The sequence below is a fragment of the Microbacterium sp. NPDC060117 genome (genome assembly GCF_042729315.1).
Classification (GTDB): domain Bacteria; phylum Actinomycetota; class Actinomycetes; order Actinomycetales; family Microbacteriaceae; genus Microbacterium.
Window position 1 is genome coordinate 529,427 of sequence record NZ_JBHWXR010000004.1, and the last position, 14,550, is coordinate 543,976.

Here is a 14,550-nt window from a genome sequence, read left to right on the forward strand (position 1 = left end):
ATGAGCATCGCGGAGGAGCAGTCGGACGAGCAGCCGTTGCGCCGCGTGCACGTGCGCGCACCGGGGAAGGTGAACCTCTTCCTCGGGGTGGGGGATCTCGATGACGACGGCTACCACGAACTCTCCACGGTGTTCCAGGCGGTGTCGCTCTATGAGGACGTGATCGCGACGCCTGCCGACGACTTCACGATCAGCGTGTCGGGCGTCGCGGATCCGTCCACGGTCCCGCTCGACGACCGCAACCTCGCCATGCGCGCGGCCAAGGTGCTCGCCGCGGCGACCGGGTACGACGGCGGTGTTCATCTGGACGTGCACAAGAGCGTGCCCGTCGCGGGCGGCATGGGGGGAGGGTCCGCCGACGCCGCGGGCGCCCTCGTCGCCTGCAACGAGCTGTGGCGCACGGGCCTCGACCACGGGCGCCTGCATGAGCTCGGCGCCCGGCTCGGCGCCGACGTGCCGTTCTCGCTCATGGGCGGAACCGCCGTCGGCTCGGGGCGCGGCGACGTGCTGACGCCGGCGCTGTCGCGCGGCCGATACGAGTGGGTGCTGCTCCTCGACGACGAGGGGCTGTCCACGCCCGCCGTGTACCGCGCCTTCGACATGGTCATGGCCGAGGACCTGCAGAGCGACCCGGAGGGCCACGTGCAGCGGCGACGGCTGGATCCCGTCCAGGTGCCGCCCTCCTTCTTCGAATCCCTGCTTTCCGGCGAGGCGTTCGAGCTCGGCCAGAGCCTGCGCAACCAGCTGGAGGCCGGATCCTTCCGGCTGCGGCCGGCGCTGGAGGAGCTCATCGACGAGGTGATCGGCGGAGGCGGTGGCCCGGTCGTCGGCGGGATCGTGTCGGGTTCGGGTCCCACCCTCGCCTTCCTCTGCGAGAGCGCCGAGGGCGCCGACAGCACCGCCGAGCGGCTGCGCGGGTGGGGGCGCACGGCGCTGCGGGCGCACGGCCCGGTGCGCGGCGCGCACGTCGTCGCCGCCGACGACTGAGCTCCTGAACGTCGAGCCGCGGCTCAGCGCTTCTCGGCGGTGAGCAGGCGCAGCTGCATCATCGCGGAGAACCGCGATTCGGGGTCCGCAAGGTCCAAGCCGCTGATCTCGGCGAGTCGGCGCAACCGATAGCGGAACGTGTTCGGGTGGGTGTAGATGCGGGCGGCCGCGATGCTGACATCTCCGAACGCATCCAGCCAGGCCCGCAGCGTCTCGATGAGCTGGGTGCCCTTCTCGCGATCGTGGTCGATCAGCAGGCGGACCGGGCCGGTCGGCTGATCCCCTCGCGCGCGGGCGAGATCGCCGAGCTCGACGAGCAGCGCGTCCACCTGCACCGCGGTGAACAGCGCCACGGGTTCGCGGTGCCGGGAGTGCTGGAGCACGCGCAGCGCGCGATCCGCGTTCATGCGCGACGCGGGGATGCTCTGCATGTCCTCCGCGACCGTGCCGACTCCGACGCGCACCTCGCGGGTGCTGCCGAGGCGGCCGAGGAAGTCGGACGCGACCCGCGATGCGCGGAGGTCGGCATCGCCGTGATCGGCGCGGATCCCGACGACCGCGTAGACGACGTCGCCGATCGGCGCGACCGCCGAACGCAGGTACACCGCGCCGAGATGCATCGCGAACGCATCCGCGATGTGCTGCCGCTCCGCGATGGCTCTGGCGTCCGCGGAGGACTCGTCTCCGAAGCGATCCGCGGCGGCGAGGGCGAGCACGACGCAGCGGTGTCCGTCGAGACGCAGCCGGGAGGCGGCATCCGCGGCACCGGCCCCGCCTTCCAGGACGGTGGCGAGCAGGTCGGCGCGGAGCCGCCGCTCGACATCGGCGCCCGCGCGCTGGCGGAGCATGTGCAGGGCGACGAGCCCGGCGGAGTCCTTGAGCGCGCGCACGCGATCCGCGGTGAGGGGTTCGTGCACGGCGGCCCAGATCGAGCCGAGGATCTCGTCGCCCGCGCGGACGGCGAGGGCGACCCGGGGGAAGGACGGAACCCCGTCGGCGTCGACCGGATCGATGTCGATCGGATCCTCGCTGCGGTAGAGATCTCCGAAGACGCCGCGCTCCTCGAGCTGACGAGTGAACCGCTCCGGCACCTGGCGGCCCAGGACCGTCTCGACACGGGCGGGATCGGCTTCGTCCTGGCGTCCGGAGAAGGCCACGACGCGCGAGTTGCGGTCCTCGATGGTGACCGGCGCGTTGAGGAGGGTGGCGATCGCGTTGGCGAGCGCGAACAGATCACCCGAGGGCATTCCGCCGAGCGTCTGCGCGCCCTGGTCGCCGACGTCGCCCTCGGCGATCAGGGAGCGGAGCATGGCTGCCAGCTGCGCCCAGGATGCGCCGCGCGTGAGAGCGAGCACCGGGATGCCCGCGGCTTCGGACGCGGCGAGCACCTGCTCCTCCGCACGCACCGGGGCGCGCAGGACGAGGGCGGTGGCCTGCTGCGCGGCGAGGGCGGCGAGCAGATCGGCGATCTCGGCCGGGTCGCTCAGCCCCACGCCGAGCACCATCGCTCCGCGCATCGGCATCCCGTCGTCGAGCACGTCGTGGATGACGACGGTCTCGATCTCGGCGTCGCCGTCGGCCGCGCCGCACACCACCTCGAGCAGCGTGGTGCCGAGGTCTTCCACCACGCGACCGAGACTGGCACGTGGACGCGTCGTCACTGACATGAGCACAGCCCTCAGGGTAGGCGGTGGGTATGAGGGCCGCGATGGTGCAGCACGCCCGAATCGAGGGCGGAGTTCGTCGCATTCGACGAAGGGGCGGGGCGCGACAGGCAGGTCATGCGGGATCCGGACTCAGCTGCGCAGGTAGGCGAGGACCGCGAGCACCCGACGATGACCGCTGTCGCTGGCAGCGAGCCCGAGCTTCGCGAAGATGTTGCCGATGTGCTTGCTCACCGCGGTCTCGGTGACGAAGAGGCGGCTGGCGATCGAGGCGTTGTCGAGCCCCCCGGCCATGAGGCCGAGCACCTCGCGCTCGCGCGGAGTGAGCGCACGGACCGGGTCGTCGGCGCGGCGGCGGCTCATCAGCTGCGAGATGACCTCGGGATCCATGACCGTCCCGCCCGCAGACACCCTGTGCAGCGCGTCGACGAACGAGGCGACCTTCCCGACCCGCTCCTTCAGGAGGTAGCCGAGGGCCCCCGCGCCGTCCGCGAGGAGCTCTCCCGCGTAGCGGTCCTCGACGTAGGCGGACAGCACCAGCACGGGGAATCCGGGGCGGCGGCGCCGCGCCTCGGCGGCGGCCTTGAGCCCCTCGCTCGTGAACGTCGGGGGCATCCTCACATCGAGCACCGCGGCGTCCGCCTCGTCGAGAAGGGCGAGGAAATCCTCGCCGTTGTCCACCGCGGCGATCACGTCGAACCCCTCGCTGCGCAGCAGGAGGGCGAGCCCCTCCCGCAGCAGGGTGTCGTCTTCGGCGATCACGATCCGCATGGCAGCTCCGTCCTCAGTACTGTCGGCCCGCCCGGCGGGCTGGTGAGCGTCATCGCGCCCTCGAAGGCTTCGAGGCGCTTGCGGATCCCGGCGTAGCCTCCGCCGGGGCGCTCCACGGCGCCGCCGGTGCCGTCGTCCTCGACGACGACCTCGAGCACGTCGTCGCGGCGTCGCACCCGCACGGCCGCGCGGGCCGCGGCGCTGTGCTTGCTTACGTTGCTGAGCGCTTCGGCGACGATGAAGTAGGTCGCGGATTCGACCGCGGCGGGCACTCTGCCCACCCCTCCCGTCTCGAGCGTGCAGGGCACGGCGCTGCGCCCGGCGAGCGAGGCCAGGGCGCCCTCGAGGCCGAGCTCGTCGAGGATCGGCGGGTAGATGTCGTGGACGGTGCGGCGCAGGGCCGAGAGCGCCTCGGTCGCCGCGTCCTGCGCGCGGCGAAGCTGCTCGATGGTCTGCGCGTCCTCGCCCTGCATCGAGCGCTCGGCGATCCCGAGCATCATGACGACCGAGACGAGCCGGTTCTGGGCGCCGTCGTGCAGGTCGCGCTCGATGCGCCGCAGCTCGGCGGCGTGCGCGTCCAGCGCTGCCGCCCGGCTCAGCGTCAGGGCGTCCACGCGCTCGGCCAGGCTCGACCGCACGGGTGCGGCGAGCAAGCGCGAGGAGATCAGCGCCAACAGGCGGGCGACAGCGGGGATGAGCGCCCAGGAGATCAGCACGTAGACGAGGGCCATGAGCGGCATGGTCGCCGCGAGCGGCCAGGAGGTGACGGGGTACGGCGCGGTCACCGGCTCGTCGACCGGGGCGAACTGCCAGTAGAACGGCACCGCCAGGGAGTTCACCGCTCCCAGCGGGATCACGATCGTCACGATCGCGACCGAGAAGAGGGGGATCGCGTCGACCGCGAGCCAGAGCGCGTCGCGCACGGTCGCGGGGGAGAACGCGAGCTGGATCCGCTCGTCGATCGACCTCAGGTCCCGCGGCACCGGCGCATGACCCCGGATGCTCTCGTGTCGGTAGGAGCCGACCCTGCGGCGTGCGCGGTCCGACCAGCCGTGCAGGATCCTGACGGCCCTGGGCAGCAGGAGGACCCCGCCGGGGATGATCATGAGCGGGATCAGCACGAGGCCGGCGCAGAACAGGAGGATCGACACGGCGGACGTCACGGCCTCGACGGCCACGAAGCGCCAATCCCGCAGCCAGCGCCGCACCGGTCCCTGAGTCATCCCGACAAGTCTGCCGGAGCCCGACGCCCTGCACGGTACAGCCTGCTGCACCATCCGAGCGGTGCCCAGCAGGATGGGCATCGCCGGCCGTCGTTCCTAGCGTCGAAGCATGACAACTTCATCCGCACCGTCCCGGCCCGCGCAGGCCGGCGACGCGCTCCGTCTCGAGAACATCGTGAAGACCTACGGGTCCGGAGCGAACTCCGTCCCCGCGCTGCGCGGCGTCGACCTCACCCTGGCCCGGGGGACGTTCACCGCGATCATGGGGCCGTCGGGATCCGGCAAGAGCACCCTGTTGCACAGCGCCGCGGGACTCGACCGGCCGACGAGCGGCCGCGTCGTCCTCGGCGACACCGAGGTCTCCTCGCTCAGCGCCCGGCGGCTCACGGAGTTCCGGCGGGATCATGTCGGCTTCGTGTTCCAGGCGTACAACCTGCTGCCGGCCCTGAACGTCGAGGAGAACATCACTCTCCCGCTGCGGCTCGCACGGCAGAGGCTCGACCGGGAGTGGCTCGACTTCCTGCTCGAGTCGGTCGGGCTGTCCGAACGCCGGCGGCGGCGTCCCTCGGAGCTCTCCGGCGGGCAGCAGCAGCGCGTGGCGATCGCCCGTGCGCTGATCACGCGGCCGTACGTCGTCTTCGGCGACGAGCCCACGGGTGCGCTCGATTCGCGGTCGGGCAAGCAGGTGCTCGACCTGCTGGCGCACACCACGAAGGCGCTCGCGCAGACGGTCGTGATGGTCACGCACGATCCCGTCGTGGCCTCGCACGCGGATCGCGTCATCTTCCTCGCGGACGGCGTGTTCGCGGGCCACCTCGACGGGGCGACGCCCGCGGAGATCACGGACCGCATGAGCGCGCTGGGGGAGTGGTGATGGCGGGCGCACGACTGGCGTTCGGCCGGCTCGTCCGCGCCGACCTCCGGCAGAACAAAGGCGGTTTCGTCGGGGTGGCCGTCGCGGTGTTCGTCGCGAGCGCGCTCGTCACCGGCCTGGGGGTCCTGGTGGAGTCCGGTGTCCGAGGCGGGCTCGCCCCGGTCCGCTACACGGCGGCTCCTGTCGTCGTCGGAGCCTCGCAACAGGTCGAGGTGCCGGAGGACCTCCCGGTCCCGCTGCACGAACGCGCACCCCTGGCCCAGGATGCCGTGGCGCGGGTGGCCGCGGTGCCGGGTGTGGATCGCGTCGTCGCCGATGTCACGGTGCCCCTCGCGGACGCGGACGGGCACGTCGTGGAGGCGCATCCGTGGAGCGCGGTCGCCCTGGCGGGCTCCGCCCTGCGGGAGGGCGCAGAGCCCGCAGGCACGGACGAGGTCGTCGTGACCGCCGGCCGCGCGGAAGGCCTCGGCGCCCGGATCCTGCTCGCGCACGGCGGGGCCCCTGCCGAATACCGGGTCGTCGGCGTCGTCGAGGCCACGGCCGGAGCCGAGCGCGCCCCGCAGGTGTACCTCAGCAGCGCGCGCATCGCGGAGCTGGATCCGCGCGGCGGCGCGGCGCAGACCCTCGGGGTGTTCCCGGCGCCGGGCGCGGACGCGGCGGAGACGGCGGAGTCGATCCGCCGGGCCGTGCCCGGTCTCGCCGTGCAGACCGGCGCGGGGCGGGGCGACATCGAGTTCCTCGACTCCGGGGCGGTGCGCTCCACGCTCGTGACGATCGGCAGCGCGTTCGTCGGAACCTGCGTCCTCGTCGCGCTGTTCATCGTGTCCGGCACGCTTTCACTGTCTGTGCAGTCCCGACGTCGTGACTTCGCCTTGCTGCGGGCCGTGGGCGCGAGCCCGAAGCAGGTGCACGCGCTGGTGTCGCGCGAGGTGATGTCGATCGCGATCGTCGCGGGACTCCTCGGCATCGTTCCCGGATACCTCCTCTCCGGCGTCCTGCAGCGCGCGTTCGTCTCCGGCGGCGTGATCCCCGGCGACTTCGCGCTCGCCGTCGGCCCGGCGCCCGCCGTGGGCGCGCTGCTGCTCGTGCTGGGCGCCGCCTGGGCGGCCGCGAGGATCGCCGCCCGTCGGCCGGCCGGACTGGATCCGATCGAGGCGCTCCGGGAGTCCTCGAGCGGACCGACGCGCATCGGACCCGCCCGGTTCGTGAGCGGTGGGATCCTCGCCCTCGCGGGGCTGGCGGTCTCGGCCGTCCCGCTCTTCGCGCGCGGCGTCGCCGCTGCCGGCGCCTCAGCCGCGGCGGCCCTCATGCTCATCGTGGCGCTCGCGCTGCTCGGCCCGTGGCTCGTCGCGCTCGTGATGCGCGCGGCGGCTCCGTTCCTGGGCCGCCTGTCAGCGGCCGGCTTCCTGGCCTCGGCCAACGGCGTCGCGAGCAGTCGGCGCCTGGCCGGCGCGATCCTCCCGATCGCCCTCGGCGTGGGCCTCGGGCTCGTCCAGATCGGGGCGCCGTCGATCGTCGCGCACGAGTCGGCCGCGCAGGCGGACGCGGGCGTGACCGCTGCCCTGCGGGTCAGCGCACCCGCGGGCCTGTCATCGGGTGCGGTCGCAGGCCTCGGGGAGATCCCCGGGGTCGCCACCGTCGCCCCCATCGCCCTGAGCGGCGCGATCATCGGCTACAAGGAGTTCGACGGCACGCCGAAGAACGCCGAACCGGTACTGCAGGGCGTCGATCCGGCAGCGGTCGAACGGACCATGGACCTCCAGGTCCGGGCGGGTGCGCTGACCGGGCTCGACGGCGCGGGCACCGTGGCCGTGAGCAGCGATGCGGCGCAGACCTGGGGCGTGGGCCTGGGGGACGCGATCGAGGGCTGGTTCGGCGACGGCACGCCGCTGCATGCGACGGTCGTCGCGGTCTACGAGCGCGGCCTCGGGTTCGGCGATCTCACGATGGACGGCGCGGCGGTGCGCGCGCACACCACGAGCGCTCTCGACGCCTTCGCGCTCGTCGCCGTCGACGCCGGGCAGGCCGAGCAGGTGCAGGCGGCCGCGGTCGCGCAGGGGCTGCACGCGGCCCCCAGGGGCGGGCAGAAGGCCGCGGGTGCCGATGCACAGTCGCAGCAGGGCTGGGTGAACCTCGTGGCGCTCATCGTCATCCTCGGCTACATCGCGATCGCGGTGATCAACACGCTCGTGATGGCGACGGGAGAGCGCTCACGGGAGCTCGCGCTCCTGCAGCTGATCGGATCCTCGCGACGTCAGGTGCGGGCCATGATGCGGACCGAAGCGGTGATGGTCGCGGTGATCTCGACGGCGTTCGGCATCATCGTCGCCATCCCGCCCCTCATCGGGATGAGCATCGGCATCTCGGGCCGGCTCGTGCCGGAGCTTCCGCTGCTCGCCGTGCTGGGACTCGTCGGCACGATGGGCGCCCTGGCTCTGGTGACCCTGTGGGTCGCGACCCTCGGCGCGATGCGCACCCGGCCGATCGAGGAGATCGGATCCCGGCAGTGATCGCCTGCTGACGACGCGAAGGGCGGTCCCGCGGAAGCGGGACCGCCCTCCTTCGGCCTCGGAAGAGGTTTCCGGGTCAGAAGGTGATCCACTCGGTGCGGACCGTGACCTCCTCGAGCGCCTCGGCGGTCGGGGTCACGCCGATCCCGGGGCCTGTGGGCACCGTGAGAGTGCCGTTCTCGATCACGAACGGATCCGTGATGTCGCGCGTGTAGTAGCGGTTCGAGCCGGACGTGTCGCCGGGGAGCGTGAAGCCGGGAAGCGCGGCGAGTGCGACGTTGGCCGCCCGCCCGATCCCCGTCTCGAGCATGCCGCCGCACCAGACGGGGATGTCGTTGGCGGCGCAGACGTCGTGGATCCGCCGCGCCTCGAGATAGCCGCCGACCCGACCGGGCTTGATGTTCACGATCGAGCATGCGCCGAGGGCGATCGCATCGGCCGCCGCGCGGGCGGACACGATCGACTCGTCCAGGCAGATCGGCGTCCGCACCGCCTTCGCCAGCTGGGCGTGGCCGAGCAGATCCTCCTCGTCCAGCGGCTGCTCGATGAGCAGCAGGTCGAACGGGTCGAGGCGGGCGAGGTGTCCCGCATCGCCGCGGTGGTACGCCGTGTTGGCGTCCACCTGCAGCAGCACGTCGTCGCCGAACCGCTCGCGGACGGCGCGCACGGGCTCGACGTCCCAGCCCGGCTCGATCTTCAGCTTGATCCGGACATAGCCCTCGTCCAGATAGCCGCCCACGGCGTCGAGGAGCTCGGGGATCGAGTCCATGATCCCGACGGACACGCCGCAGTCGACCTGCGAGCGCACGGCGCCCAGCTCCCGGGAGAGCGGCACGCCCTTGGCACGCAGCTCGGCATCGAGGATCGCGAGCTCGACGGCCGCCTTCGACATCCGGTGCCCCTTGAACTTCGCCAGGGCGGGCGCGACCGTGGACGCGTCGAGGTCCGGCACCTGGGCCAGGGCAGGCAGCAGGAAGCGGGTGATCACGTCGACGCTCGCCTCGACGTACTCGGAGGAGTACAGCGGATCGGCCATCGCGACGCCCTCGCCCCAGCCCTCGGCCTCATCCGTCACGGCCCGCACGAGCAGCGCCTCGCGCGCGGTCGCGACTCCGAACGATGTGCGGAACGGAGACACCAGGGGCATCTCGATGACGCGGAGTTCGATCCCGCTGAGCTTCATTGCACTTCTCCTCTGTCGATGGTGTAGGCGCCGGAGCGATCGAAGGAGAGCACGCGCGCTCCGTCGTCCATGAGGTCGCCGAGGGTCGCGCGCACGGCGAGTCGCCAGCGCGTGGCGAGCTCCGGATCCGTGCGACGGAGGGATTCGATGTCCCGGGGGAGCGAGACGCGGACGAGCCGGGCCGAGGTCTCGCGCACGACCGGCATCGTGTCGTCCTCCCGGCCGAGCAGCGTGTCGGCCGGCCCTGTCGTCGTCGCGGGGGCGGAGCCGCGACAGGCTGCCGACACCGCCGGATCGTGCAGATACCAGGTGACCAGCATGCGATCGGTGTCGTCGGCGCCGTTCAGCGCATCGCTCATCTGACCGTAGAAGTTGCGGAGGTATCCCGTCGGCGTGGCCGCGAGCTTCACGAGGTTGAAGTAGGCGTTGCGACTGATCAGCGGGTCGAACGTCCAGGAGATCTCGTCGAGGCCGTGCTCGAGCGCCCAGGATCGCTGGTGCACCTTGAGCGCGAAACCCACGTTCCGTCCGCGCATGCGCGCGGAGACCCCCGCGATGTGACTGTGCAGCGCGCGCCGCTCCGGTGCCGCGAAGAAGCCGAAGCACGCGCCCACGAGCTCATCGCCCTCGTAGGCCCCTCCGACGTAGCTGCCGGCCTTCGAGAGCGCGCGCAGCGTCTCCACGTTGACCGGCGCACGGTCGCCCGCCGCGGTCCAGATGCCGCGGAAGAGTGCGGTCACCTGGGCGAACTCCTCGACCCGGGAGAGGATCCGGATCTCGATTCCGGCCTCCGCCGCAGCGGCGTCGGCGGCACTCGCGGCGGCCGCGGTCTCCTGCATGGAGGTTCCCATGATGGTCATCTTCCGCCTCCTGTCAGGACGTCCGCGATGAGTTCTCGCACCAGGGCGATGCGCTCGGGGATCATGTCGACGATCACGTGCTCGTCGTCGGCATGCGCACCGCCGCCGACCGCGCCGAGGCCGTCGAGCGTCGGCACTCCGATGCCGGCCGTGTGGTTGCCGTCCGAGCCGCCGCCCACGGCGACGCCCTCGAGCGGGGCCAGGCCCAGCTCGTCCGCGATCGCGCGCGCACGGGCGAACAGGCCGGCGGAGGCGCTCCGCTCCATCGGCGTGCTCCGTGGGCCGTCCTCGATGCGCACCACGGCACCGGGAAGGGTCGTGCCGAGGGCGTGCAGCGCCGCGTCGACGCGGTCCTGCTCGGTGCGGGTGACCGCGCGCACGTCGACGGTGAACTCGGCCTCCGCGGGCACCGTGTTGCCGGCGGTGCCCGCCCGGAGCAGCGTGGGCGTCACCGTCGTGCCGGCCTCGTCATCGCCCAGCGCTGCGATCGAGAGGATGAGGTGGGCCGCCTCGACCGAGGCGTTCACCCCGCGTTCGGGTTCGAGGCCCGCGTGCGCGGCGCGTCCGGTGACGTGCACGCGGTAGACCGAGACGCCCTTGCGTGCCACCTTGACCGCGCCGCCGTCGGCCGAGGCCTCGAGCACGAGAGCGGCCGCGCAGCCGCGCGCCTCGTTCTCGATGAGGGCGCGCGACGACGGCGATCCGAGCTCCTCGTCGCCCGTGATGAGGATGCTCACGCCCTCGCGGTCGTCGAGCGCGGCGACCGCGTGCAGCGCCATCACGACGCCGGTCTTCATGTCGAAGCAGCCCGGCCCGCGCAGGACGCCGTCCTCGACGCCGAACGGGAGACGCTCGAGGGATCCGCTCGGCCACACCGTGTCGTGGTGTCCGAGCAGCAGCACTCGGGGAGTGCCGAACCGCCAGCGCAGATGGGGCGTGCCGTCGATGACCATGCGCTCGGGAGCGGCGCCGAGCACGCGCTCCCCGAGTGCCGCGGTGACCTCGGCGCTGCGCAGGAGCGCCTCCCCGTCGTGCGAGGGCGATTCGCAGCGCACCAGCGTGCCGATGTCCGCGACGATCACGTCGGGGGAGACCTCAGGAGCCTCCGCGATGCGGGCCTGCGCCGCCATCACGAGACCTTCGGCGCCGCGCGCACGCCGTAGTGCAGGTACTGCTCGCCGGTGGCGAGGCGGTAGAAGACCACGGCGTTCCACGCCTGCGTGCCCTCGGGCCGGACGACGAACTCGTTCTCCCGCACCGGGATCAGCGCGTGCTCCTCGACCGGGTCCGGGAGCAGTGACGCGAGCGGTCCCGTCACCGTGGTCCGCAGCCTCAGTCCGGCATCCGAGTCGAGCACCTCCGCCCGCACCCCGGCGCGGTCGTAGGTGCCGAACAGCTCCGAGAAGTCGGCGACGAAAGGATCCGCGGGCGGAGCGAGCTCCTCGGGGAGATGCACGTCGGCGACCTCCGAGAAGATCTCCTCGAACAGCTCGAGGTAGAGGTCGTGCGCGCCTCCGCCGTTCGTCAGCAGGGTGACCGCGACGCCCTCGTCGGGCAGCACGCGCAGGAACGCGGACTGGCCGATCGTGTTGCCGTCGTGTCCGTACAGCCGCCGTCCGTTCCAGTCGAAGAGGATCCAGCCGACGCCCCAGGCGTCCCCGAGCGTGTACGGGTTCGGCATGTCGACCTCGCGCTGCTGCATGCGCGCCACGCTGCGCTCGGAGAGCACACGGGTGCCGTCCGCAGCGAGGCCGCCGGTGAGGTGCATGCGCGCGAAGGCGAGCACGTCGGCCGTCGTGGAGCAGACCAGCCCGGCCGGTCCCATCGCCCGGGGCAGCATCCAGGCCGGGGCGAGCTTCGGACCGTCGTCGAGGATCTCGGTGTGGCCCGCGGCCGCGCTGTGCAGCAGCACTTCCTCGGGCAGCGTCGCCGAATGCTCGAGGCCGAGCGGCGTCATGACCAGGTCCCGCAGAGCCTGGTCCCAGGTCTTTCCGGTGACCTTCTCGATCACCCGTCCGGCCAGAACGAATCCCGAGTTGCAATAGGACATGGTGGCGCCGATGGGATGGTTCTGCGCGACGCCGTCCAGGATGCCGACGTACTTCTCGAGAGCGTCGTCCCCGCGACCGGTGTCGGTGAAGACGTCGCCGTCGATGCCGCTCGTGTGGGTGAGCAGATGACGGAGGGTCACGGTCCTCGTGATCTCGTCCTCGGACGAGCGGAACTCGGGCAGGTACTCCACGACCGGTCGGTCGAGATCGAGCACGCCGTCGTCCACGAGCCGCATGATCGCGGTGGTCGTCCAGACCTTGGTCATGGATCCGATCTGGAACAGGGAGTCATCCGTCGTGGCGACTCCGGTGCGCACGTTCAGGATGCCGTGACGGGCGAACACGGGATCCTCGCCGAGACGGAGGATGCCGAGCGTCGCACCCGGCACCTTGTGCGCGGCCGCGAGCGTGCTGAGCCGCTGCTGCCAGTGCCGCGCGTCCAGTCGCGCGCGCACAGGGCGGCCGGCGGCGGGGGCGTACTGCTCGACCCAGTCGATCACACGTCGGGAGAAGTCGGCCCGGTGCGAGGGCGGACCGGACAGCGGGAACAGGTGCGAGCCGCCGGGATACAGCACGAGGCGCGTCGGCACGTCGCGCTCGCGCAGCGCAGTGAACCACTGCTCCGCCTGACCGACGGGGCAGCGGTCGTCCTCCGCGCCGTGCAGGATCAGGGTCGGCGTGGTGACCCGATCGACGTGGGTGAACGGGGACTGCGCCGAGATGAGAGCCTCGTCGCGCCACGGCAGGCCGCCGTTCTCCTTCGCGGAGAGGTAGTGGCCCATGTCGGACGTGCCGCCCATCGAGAACAGGTCGGTCACGACGCCGCCGGCGACGGCGGCCGCGAAGCGCTCGTCGCGCGAGGTGAGATAGCAGGTCATGAACCCGCCGTAGCTGTATCCGGTGAGGGCGAGGCGGGCCGGATCCGCGATGCCCTCTGCGACGAGAGCGTCGATCGGCTCGAGGAAGTCGTTCGCGTCGCTCACGCCCCAGCCGCCGGCCACGGCGCGGAAGAACGCGTCCCCGTAGCCGTCGCTGCCGCGAGGGTTGAGGGTGAGGATCGCCCAGCCGCGGCTCGCGAGCACCTGGTGGTAGGGATGGACCAGGTCGGCCGCGCCGTTCCAGGCGTTGTGCGGTCCGCCGTGCACGTCGAGCAGCAGCGGGAGCGGGCCGGAGGCGTTCGGATCCCGCCTCAGCCATCCGGTGACCACGGTGCCGTCGGAGATCGCGAACTTCCGCTCCTCGGCGGGGACGAGATCGAACCCGGGGTCGGGCGACGCGGTGAGCACCGTGGTCGTGCCGTCGGTCAGGTCGACGAGGACGACCTCGCCGAAGGAGTCGGGGCCGGACCGCACGATCGCGGCGGTCGAGCCCGCGACGGACAGCCCCGAGACGTTCGCCATGCCGTCCACGAGCGCGCGGGCGGCGGAGCCGTCCTCCGCGATGCGCCAGAGGTGGGAGGAACCGTTCTCACGCAGGCAGAACACGAGCGCGCCGTCGGCGGCGTGCTGCGGCAAGCCGCCGGGGTATCCGGGACCGCCGGGCATCACGTTGCGGTCGAGCCCTGAGGTGAGATTCGTCGGGGCGCCGTCCGCGAGCGGAAAGAGCAGCAGATCCGCGTTGCCGACCTCGGTGTCATTGCGGCCGGCGGCGAGCACGTGCCGTCCGTCGGCGCTCCAGCCGACGGCGCCGGCCTGCACCTCGGAGGCGCTCACCCGCACGGGGGCGCTGTTCGCATCGGTCGAGGAGGTGACGAAGACCTGGATGCGCAGAGTGAGATCGGCGTCGTCGTCCGGCGCGGAGGAGTATGCGAGCAGGGATCCGTCGGGCGACCAGAACGGATCGGAGGCGTGCGCGCGGCCGCGGGTCAGCACGGTGACGGCCCCGGTGGCGACGTCGACGACGTGCAGCTGCTGCACGAGCGTGCCGAGCCGGCCCGCACCGTCGGCCTTGTACCCGAGACGATCGGCGACGGTCGGGGCGGAACGGCGGGCGAGGATCGTCTCGGCGCTCTCGCCGGGCAGGGCCGCGCTGTCCACCGGCGCGGCGAACGCGATGCGCGTGCCGTCGGGGCTCCACTGCGGGGAGCCGGCCCCGAGCGGCAGGTCGGTGAGCGCGCGGGCCTCGCCGCCGGACGCGGGCAGGACCCAGAGCTGTGCGGGGCCCTGCTTGGCGCGCAGGAACGCGAGTGCGGATCCGTCCGGACTCCACACGGGCGTGGTGTCGGCGTCTCCGCGGGTGAGCCGCTCGGGCTCGCCTCCGCTGGTGGAGACCTGCCAGAGCGATCGGAGGTCGCGGTCGGTGTCGCGGTCCGTCGTGCGCAGCGCGTACACGACGCGCGTGCCGTCCGGGGAGAGGGCGGGCTGCTCGGGGGAGGCGATGGCGAGGAGGTCGTCGACGGTCGCGGGGCGGTTCATGCGGACTCCAATC

At 72.4% G+C, this 14,550-nt stretch carries 10 protein-coding genes; 3 read left to right on the top strand and 7 right to left on the bottom strand.

Annotated elements, in window-relative coordinates:
* Positions 1 to 987 (top strand): 4-(cytidine 5'-diphospho)-2-C-methyl-D-erythritol kinase, encoded by a 987-nt coding sequence (locus tag ACFWCK_RS18250; protein WP_378807217.1) that lies wholly within the window; start codon positions 1 to 3, stop codon positions 985 to 987.
* Positions 988 to 1,010: 23 nt separating this feature from the next.
* Here the strand turns inward: ACFWCK_RS18250 and ACFWCK_RS18255 are convergent, their stop codons facing one another.
* From ACFWCK_RS18255 to ACFWCK_RS18265, 3 genes are all read right to left on the bottom strand, one after another.
* Positions 1,011 to 2,615, bottom strand: coding sequence for a PucR family transcriptional regulator (locus ACFWCK_RS18255; protein WP_378807218.1), 1,605 nt, complete (start codon positions 2,613 to 2,615; stop codon positions 1,011 to 1,013).
* 168 nt (positions 2,616 to 2,783) lie between these two features.
* Positions 2,784 to 3,422, bottom strand: coding sequence for a response regulator (locus tag ACFWCK_RS18260; protein ID WP_378807219.1), 639 nt, complete (start codon positions 3,420 to 3,422; stop codon positions 2,784 to 2,786).
* Positions 3,410 to 4,645 (bottom strand): sensor histidine kinase, encoded by a 1,236-nt coding sequence (locus tag ACFWCK_RS18265; RefSeq protein ID WP_378807220.1) that lies wholly within the window; start codon positions 4,643 to 4,645, stop codon positions 3,410 to 3,412. Before ACFWCK_RS18265 ends, ACFWCK_RS18260 begins: the two co-directional genes overlap by 13 nt.
* Before the next feature lie 109 nt (positions 4,646 to 4,754).
* Here ACFWCK_RS18265 and ACFWCK_RS18270 point away from each other — a divergent pair, with 109 nt between their 5' ends.
* Together ACFWCK_RS18270 and ACFWCK_RS18275 are read left to right on the top strand one after the other, a co-directional pair.
* The gene (locus ACFWCK_RS18270; protein WP_378807222.1) at positions 4,755 to 5,519 is read left to right on the top strand and encodes an ABC transporter ATP-binding protein; all 765 of its coding nucleotides are present in this window, start codon (positions 4,755 to 4,757) and stop codon (positions 5,517 to 5,519) included.
* Positions 5,519 to 8,029 (top strand): FtsX-like permease family protein, encoded by a 2,511-nt coding sequence (locus tag ACFWCK_RS18275; RefSeq protein WP_378807223.1) that lies wholly within the window; start codon positions 5,519 to 5,521, stop codon positions 8,027 to 8,029. Before ACFWCK_RS18270 ends, ACFWCK_RS18275 begins: the two co-directional genes overlap by 1 nt.
* A 76-nt stretch (positions 8,030 to 8,105) precedes the next feature.
* Here ACFWCK_RS18275 and menC read toward each other — a convergent pair whose 3' ends face one another.
* From menC to ACFWCK_RS18295, 4 genes are read right to left on the bottom strand one after another with little or no spacing between them, the layout of a single operon-like run.
* Positions 8,106 to 9,212: an o-succinylbenzoate synthase gene (gene menC, locus ACFWCK_RS18280; RefSeq protein WP_378807225.1), complete on the bottom strand. Its 1,107-nt coding sequence runs from the start codon at positions 9,210 to 9,212 to the stop codon at positions 8,106 to 8,108.
* Positions 9,209 to 10,072, bottom strand: coding sequence for a GNAT family N-acetyltransferase (locus tag ACFWCK_RS18285; RefSeq protein ID WP_233311324.1), 864 nt, complete (start codon positions 10,070 to 10,072; stop codon positions 9,209 to 9,211). Before ACFWCK_RS18285 ends, menC begins: the two co-directional genes overlap by 4 nt.
* Positions 10,069 to 11,202, bottom strand: coding sequence for a M20 family metallopeptidase (locus ACFWCK_RS18290; RefSeq protein WP_378807226.1), 1,134 nt, complete (start codon positions 11,200 to 11,202; stop codon positions 10,069 to 10,071). The genes ACFWCK_RS18285 and ACFWCK_RS18290 overlap by 4 nt, the downstream gene beginning before the upstream one ends.
* Positions 11,202 to 14,537 carry a serine hydrolase gene (locus ACFWCK_RS18295; RefSeq protein WP_378807227.1) on the bottom strand — a complete coding sequence of 1,112 codons (3,336 nt, stop codon included), beginning with the start codon at positions 14,535 to 14,537 and terminating at the stop codon, positions 11,202 to 11,204. Before ACFWCK_RS18295 ends, ACFWCK_RS18290 begins: the two co-directional genes overlap by 1 nt.
* Positions 14,538 to 14,550 lie beyond the last annotated feature (13 nt).

Bases quoted from the DNA above. Each gene is read 5' to 3' on its own strand.
- menC (WP_378807225.1), bottom strand. From the start codon at position 9,212: ATGAAGCTCAGCGGGATCGAACTCCGCGTCATCGAGATGCCCCTGGTG.
- ACFWCK_RS18295 (WP_378807227.1), bottom strand. From the start codon at position 14,537: ATGAACCGCCCCGCGACCGTCGACGACCTCCTCGCCATCGCCTCCCCC.
- ACFWCK_RS18285 (WP_233311324.1), bottom strand. From the start codon at position 10,072: ATGACCATCATGGGAACCTCCATGCAGGAGACCGCGGCCGCCGCGAGT.
- ACFWCK_RS18250 (WP_378807217.1), top strand. From the start codon at position 1: ATGAGCATCGCGGAGGAGCAGTCGGACGAGCAGCCGTTGCGCCGCGTG.
- ACFWCK_RS18260 (WP_378807219.1), bottom strand. From the start codon at position 3,422: ATGCGGATCGTGATCGCCGAAGACGACACCCTGCTGCGGGAGGGGCTC.
- ACFWCK_RS18270 (WP_378807222.1), top strand. From the start codon at position 4,755: ATGACAACTTCATCCGCACCGTCCCGGCCCGCGCAGGCCGGCGACGCG.
- ACFWCK_RS18275 (WP_378807223.1), top strand. From the start codon at position 5,519: ATGGCGGGCGCACGACTGGCGTTCGGCCGGCTCGTCCGCGCCGACCTC.
- ACFWCK_RS18290 (WP_378807226.1), bottom strand. From the start codon at position 11,202: ATGGCGGCGCAGGCCCGCATCGCGGAGGCTCCTGAGGTCTCCCCCGAC.
- ACFWCK_RS18265 (WP_378807220.1), bottom strand. From the start codon at position 4,645: ATGACTCAGGGACCGGTGCGGCGCTGGCTGCGGGATTGGCGCTTCGTG.